Source organism: Bacteroides sp. (genome assembly GCF_019417265.1).
GTDB lineage: Bacteria > Bacteroidota > Bacteroidia > Bacteroidales > Bacteroidaceae > Phocaeicola.
The window spans coordinates 1-6250 of sequence record NZ_DXVR01000021.1; the positions used below are offsets into that span (position 1 = coordinate 1).

Sequence of the window (6250 nt, forward strand, 5' to 3'; positions counted from 1 at the left end):
AATTAAAAACATTGCACTTCTTGGCAATGATGGCTCAGGTAAAACCACCCTCACTGAAGCTTTGCTCTTTGAGAGTGGTATTATAAAACGTCGCGGCAGAATTACTGCCAAGAACACTGTCAGCGATTATTTCCCGGTAGAGCAGGAGTATGGTTACTCGGTCTTCTCTACCGTTTATCATGTGGAGTGGAATGGTAAAAAACTTAATATCATAGACTGTCCGGGTAGTGATGACTTTGTGGGAGCTGCTATAACCGCACTTAACGTAACTGATACAGCAATATTGCTTCTTAATGGTCAGTACGGACCTGAAGTAGGTACTCAGAATCACTTCCGTTACACTGAAAAGTTGGGTAAACCGGTTATCTTCCTCGTTAACCAGCTTGACTCGCCTAACTGCGATTTCGATAAAGTGCTTGAACAGTTGACTGAGAATTATGGTTCTAAAGTTGTTCCGGTTCAGTATCCTATCAGTACAGGTCCGGACTTCAATTCGTTGATTGATGTACTTTTAATGAAAAAATATTCGTGGGGACCTGAAGGTGGTGCTCCTACTATCGAACCTGTTCCGGCTGAAGAAATGGAAAAAGCTATGGAATGGCATAAGAGACTTGTTGAGGCTGCTGCCGAGCATGACGAAACTCTTATGGAGAAATTCTTCGAATCTGAATCGCTTACAGAAGACGAAATGCGCGAAGGTATCCGTAAGGGATTGGCTGCAAGAGGTATGTTCCCTGTGTTCTGCGTGTGTGCAGGTAAAGACATGGGTGTTCGCCGTCTGATGGAATTCCTTGGTAACGTAGTGCCTTTCGTTGACGAAATGCCTGTGGTTCACAACACACGTGGTGTTCCTGTGCCTCCTGTGGCTGATGCTCCAACTTCACTTTATTTCTTCAAGACTGCCGTTGAACCACATATCGGCGATGTACAGTACTTCAAGGTTATGAGTGGTGTAGTTCACGAAGGTGACGACCTGAATAATGCCGACCGTGGTTCTAAGGAACGTATGGCTCAGCTATATGTATGTGCCGGTGCAAACCGTGAAAAGGTGGAAGAACTGAGAGCCGGTGATATCGGTTGTACAGTGAAGCTGAAAGATGTCAAGACCGGTAATACGCTGAACAGCAAGGACTGCGAAAACAGATTCAATTTCATCAAGTATCCTAATCCTAAATATACAAGAGCTATCAAGCCTGAAAACGAGGCTGATACTGAAAAGATGATGGCTGTCCTTAACCGTATGCGTGAGGAAGACCCGACATGGGTTGTTGAACAGTCTAAGGAATTGAAGCAGATTCTTGTTCACGGTCAGGGTGAGTTCCATTTGCGTACACTGAAATGGCGTCTTGAAAACAATGAAAAACTTGCAGTGCAGTTCATGGAACCAAAGATTCCTTACAGAGAAACTATTACTAAGGCTGCTCGTGCCGACTATAGACATAAGAAACAGTCAGGTGGTGCCGGACAGTTTGGTGAAGTTCATCTTATTGTTGAGCCGTATTACGAAGGTATGCCTACTCCTGAAGTCTATAAATTCAATGGTCAGGAATTCAAGATTAACGTTAAGGGTACTGAAACCGTTGATTTGGAATGGGGCGGTAAGTTAGTATTCATCAACAGTGTTGTGGGTGGAGCCATCGACACAAGATTTATGCCAGCCATCCTTAAAGGTATCATGAGCCGTATGGAACAGGGACCTCTAACAGGTTCGTATGCACGCGACGTACGTGTTATCGTATACGACGGAAAGATGCACCCGGTTGATTCAAATGAAATCTCGTTCATGCTTGCCGGACGTAATGCCTTCAGCGAAGCATTCAAGAACGCAGGTCCTAAGATTCTTGAACCTATCTACGATGTGGAAGTTTTCGTTCCGAGCGACAAGCTTGGTGACGTGATGAGCGATATGCAGGGACGCCGCGGTATGATTATGGGTATGAGCAGTGAAAAGGGATACGAAAAACTTGCAGCTAAAGTGCCTTTGAAGGAAATGTCCAACTATTCTACTGCTTTAAGCTCATTGACCGGAGGACGTGCTTCGTTCATTATGAAGTTTGCAAGCTACGAACTTGTTCCAACAGATGTTCAGAATAAGCTGATGAAGGAATTTGAGGAACAGGAAAAGAATGAAGATTAACGCTTAGTTGATATTTTAATACATAAAAAAGCCGCATTTCTTAAAAATGTGGCTTTTTTTTTATTGCCTTACGGTGAACTTTTTGCCACTTTTAGTTGTTATATATTTAAAGTTATATTATTTTTGTAAAGTAGGCGAGGTGATAAGTGTTTTTACTTGTGATTTTATCAATTAAAATCGGAGGGTATTGTTAAATACGAAAAAATCTCGTGTAAAACATGTTAATTGGTGATGATTATATTAATTAGCTTGTTAAATTTGTCACCATGAAAAAGTCAACAATATGGATATTAGGAGTCATTATGGCATTGTCTTTTCTTAGCCTGCTGTATTTGCAGGTAAGTTATATAGAAGAGATGGTAAAGATGCGTCGTGGACAATTCGAAGAGAATGTAAACCGCAGTCTTGCTCAGTCCGTGCGCAATCTGGAACTGGTGGAAACCAAGAAATATCTGGAGGCTGATGTGGCAGCTACTGAAAGGGCAGCCCGTCTTGCTGAACAGTTTAACCTGAACAAAGGTAAGGATAGCGGTGATATTATGCAACATCACCAATATACCATAACATCGCCAGATGGAAGTATGTATTCTACCTTTGAGTTCAAGACGATAACCAACAGGCCTGCAAATGTGCCTAAAGTTATTATCTCGAATGGTAAGAATATACCCCAGACATCGCGAACCTTGCAGGAGATAATCAAGGAAAGATATGTCTACCAGAGGGCATTGCTTGATGAGGTGGTGTATAACATACTTTATACTGCGAGCGACAAACCGCTGAAGGATAGAATAAACTTCAAACAGTTGGACCATTTCATTAAGTCGGAGTTGCTGAACAATGGTTTGGACCTGACTTATCATTTTACGGTGACAGACAGGGATGGAAAAGAGGTCTATCGTTGTTCGGACTATGTGTACGACGGCGAGAAAGTCTATTCAAAACTGTTGTTTGAGAATGACCCTCCGGCAAAAATGGGATATGTGAAAATATTCTTCCCTACGATGGATGACTATATTTTCAGCTCTGTGAAGTTTATGATACCTTCGTTGATATTTACGATGGTTCTTCTGGTTACTTTTATATTTACCATATATATAATATTCCGTCAGAAGAAACTTACGGAGATAAAGAATGACTTCATTAACAATATGACGCACGAGTTCAAGACTCCGATTTCTACCATATCGCTTGCGGCTCAGATGCTTAATGACCCGGCTGTAGGTAAATCTCCTGTGATGTTCAAGCATATTTCGGGAGTGATAAACGATGAAACGAAACGTCTTCGTTTCCAGGTAGAGAAAGTGTTGCAGATGTCGATGTTCGAGCGTCAGAAAGCTACGCTGAAGAAAAAGAAAATTGATGCCAATGAACTTGTGAACGGCGTGATAAATACTTTCAGGTTGAAGGTGGAAAGTTGTCATGGTACGCTTGATGCGGAACTTGATGCTACGGATCCGTTCATATTTGTGGATGAGATGCATTTCACCAATGTGATATTCAACTTGTTGGATAATGCAGTGAAATATAAACGCTCGGATGTGGATATAAGCCTTAAGGTCAGAACATGGAATGAGGCTAACAAATTGCATATCTCCGTCGAGGACAATGGAATCGGAATAAAGAAAGAAAATTTGAAAAAGATATTTGACAAGTTCTACCGTGTTCATACCGGAAACCTGCACGATGTGAAGGGATTTGGTCTTGGACTGGCCTATGTGAAGAAGATTATTACAGATCACAATGGAAGCATCCGTGCTGAAAGTGAACTGAATGTAGGAACTAAATTTATTATTGTATTACCTTTATTTAAAGAAGAATAATATGGACGAAAGAATGCGTATTTTATTGTGCGAAGATGACGAGAATCTTGGCATGCTTTTGAGAGAATATTTACAGGCTAAAGGTTATGAAGCTGACCTGTTCCTGAATGGTGACGAAGGTGTAAAAGGATATCAGAAAGGAAAATATGATATGATTGTGACAGACGTTATGATGCCTGTCAAGGATGGTTTCTCTATGATTCAGGAAATCAAACAAATCAATTCGGAAGTTCCTGTGATTTTCCTTACTGCTAAGACTATGAAGGAAGATATCCTTGAAGGATTCAAGATTGGAGCCGATGATTATATCAGCAAGCCTTTCAGTATGGAAGAACTTACACTTCGTATCGAGGCTATCTTGCGTCGAGTAAGAGGTAAGAAGGTAAAGGAAAACACTATGTACACTATCGGTAACTTTACTTTCGATACTCAGAAACAGTTGCTTACTATCGGTGACAAGCAGACTAAGCTTACTACTAAGGAATCTGAACTTCTGTCTTTGCTTTGCTCTCATGCAAACGAAATACTTCAGAGAGATTATGCATTGAAGAATATCTGGATTGACGATAACTATTTCAATGCAAGAAGTATGGACGTTTATATCACTAAGTTGCGTAAGCACCTTAAGGCAGACCCATCTATCGAAATTATCAATATCCACGGTAAGGGATATAAACTGATTACTCCGGACGATGAACAGCAGGATGCTTGATTGACGGGTATATAAAATAAAAAGAGGTTATCCATGAAAGATAACCTCTTTTTATTTTGTCTGATTTGTAGTTTACATTAATCAGTGATACGTTTGTTAATCAGGATGTAGCTGATTAATCCTGCAATGATAAGAACCATTGATGTTCCCAGAATAGCGTTGTTGTTTACATTTTCAGTTGCAAAGCAGGCAATCAGGATAACAGCTCCGATAATAATCAATATTACTCCCAGATTCTTTAATAAGCTTTTCATGTGTGTCTTCTATTTTTATGGTTTATTCGTTTATTGGTTACAAATTAAAGCATAATTCTTTACACGTGAAAATTATTTTATGAAAAAAAACGAAATTCGTGTATTATCATGCTTTTATTGTATGGCTAATCTTTCGTGTTTGTGAAGATTTTGCGCAATACCTCCTGGCTGATGCTTAACTCTTCCAGTGTCAAGCCTTTCAGCGCCTCTTTCAGAGTAAGGTTTGCTACCATTCTTGCCTTGTCTTCAAGCTGCTTGCCGTCTTTGGTCAGGTGGATAAGGTTTGTTCTTCTGTCCTTCTTGTCCGATATGCGCACTACAAGATGTTGTTTCTCCATATTGTCGATAAGTCGCGTCATACTCGGTTTGTCCTTGAATGTGGCGTTGCATAGCTCCTGTTGTGTCACTCCGTCCTTTTCCCATAGAAAAATCAGTACTGTCCATTGCTCAGGAGTGATGTCCAGACCGTTCATTCTGAAATTTCTTATCAGTTTCCGGTTTATGGCAGCAGAAACTTTTCCGTTTAGTATGGCAAAAATTAGCTGGATGTCAAAATTGAATTGTTCTATCATATAATTATTGTTTATACAACTATGCAAAGATACTATATTTGTCGGTAATTCTATTGTGATGGAACTCTTTTTAATATTTAAATCATGCATAATAAGTAATGTACAGGTATAGTTTCTTTGTGGCTAAAGTGATATTATGCCGTAAAAACGAAGAAAAGTAGCTTAAATGTTTGTATATTAGATAAAAAGTTGTACCTTTGCGCCGCGATTGAAATTTTTTATTAATAATTTAATTAACGAATTAGTATGAATCAATACGAAACCGTTTTCATTTTAACTCCCGTTTTGTCTGAGGCTCAGATGAAGGAAGCGGTAGAGAAGTTCAAAGCAATCCTTACTCAGGAAGGTGCTGAGATCATCAATGAAGAAAACTGGGGATTGAAGAAATTGGCTTATCCAATTCAGAAGAAATCTACAGGTTTCTATCAGTTGATTGAGTTTAAAGCTGAACCAACTGTAATCGAAAAGCTTGAAGTTAACTACCGTCGTGACGAAAGAGTTATCCGTTTCTTGACTTTCAAGATGGACAAGTATGCTGCAGAATATGCTGCTAAGAGAAGAAATGTTAAATCAACTAAAAAGGAGGAAAATTAATCATGGCACAGCAACAATCAGAAATCAGATATTTAACTCCGCCATCAGTAGATGTTAAGAAGAAAAAATACTGCCGTTTCAAAAAGAGTGGTATTAAGTATATCGATTACAAAGATCCTGAATTCTTGAAGAAATTCTTGAACGAACAGGGTAAAATCCTT

At 39.5% G+C, this 6250-nt stretch carries 7 protein-coding genes; 5 read left to right on the forward strand and 2 right to left on the reverse strand.

What is annotated here, in order from left to right; genetic code table 11:
• Position 1: 1 nt before the first annotated feature.
• The 3 genes from QZ379_RS04460 (at position 2) to QZ379_RS04470 (ending at position 4669) form a co-directional block, all read left to right on the forward strand.
• Positions 2-2137: a translation factor GTPase family protein gene (locus QZ379_RS04460; protein ID WP_291558770.1), complete on the forward strand. Its 2136-nt coding sequence runs from the start codon at positions 2-4 to the stop codon at positions 2135-2137.
• Between the two features lie 266 nt (positions 2138-2403).
• Positions 2404-3957 (forward strand): HAMP domain-containing sensor histidine kinase, encoded by a 1554-nt coding sequence (locus QZ379_RS04465; RefSeq protein ID WP_291558772.1) that lies wholly within the window; start codon positions 2404-2406, stop codon positions 3955-3957.
• Position 3958: 1 nt separating this feature from the next.
• The gene (locus QZ379_RS04470) at positions 3959-4669 is read left to right on the forward strand and encodes a response regulator transcription factor (RefSeq protein WP_291558774.1); all 711 of its coding nucleotides are present in this window, start codon (positions 3959-3961) and stop codon (positions 4667-4669) included.
• A gap of 77 nt (positions 4670-4746) precedes the next feature.
• On the opposite strand, the gene QZ379_RS04475 is transcribed toward QZ379_RS04470, so the two are convergent.
• Positions 4747-4923 carry a hypothetical protein gene (locus tag QZ379_RS04475; RefSeq protein WP_291558776.1) on the reverse strand — a complete coding sequence of 59 codons (177 nt, stop codon included), beginning with the start codon at positions 4921-4923 and terminating at the stop codon, positions 4747-4749.
• A gap of 125 nt (positions 4924-5048) precedes the next feature.
• The gene (locus QZ379_RS04480; RefSeq protein WP_291558778.1) at positions 5049-5495 is read right to left on the reverse strand and encodes a MarR family transcriptional regulator; all 447 of its coding nucleotides are present in this window, start codon (positions 5493-5495) and stop codon (positions 5049-5051) included.
• 246 nt (positions 5496-5741) lie between these two features.
• Between QZ379_RS04480 and rpsF the strand changes: the two genes are divergently transcribed.
• Both rpsF and rpsR read left to right on the forward strand, forming a co-directional pair.
• On the forward strand, positions 5742-6089 hold the full coding sequence (rpsF, locus tag QZ379_RS04485) for a 30S ribosomal protein S6 (protein WP_291558780.1): 348 nt from the start codon (positions 5742-5744) through the stop codon (positions 6087-6089).
• A gap of 2 nt (positions 6090-6091) precedes the next feature.
• Positions 6092-6250: 30S ribosomal protein S18 (gene rpsR / locus QZ379_RS04490; RefSeq protein WP_291558834.1), on the forward strand; the 159-nt coding region annotated here is incomplete at its 3' end.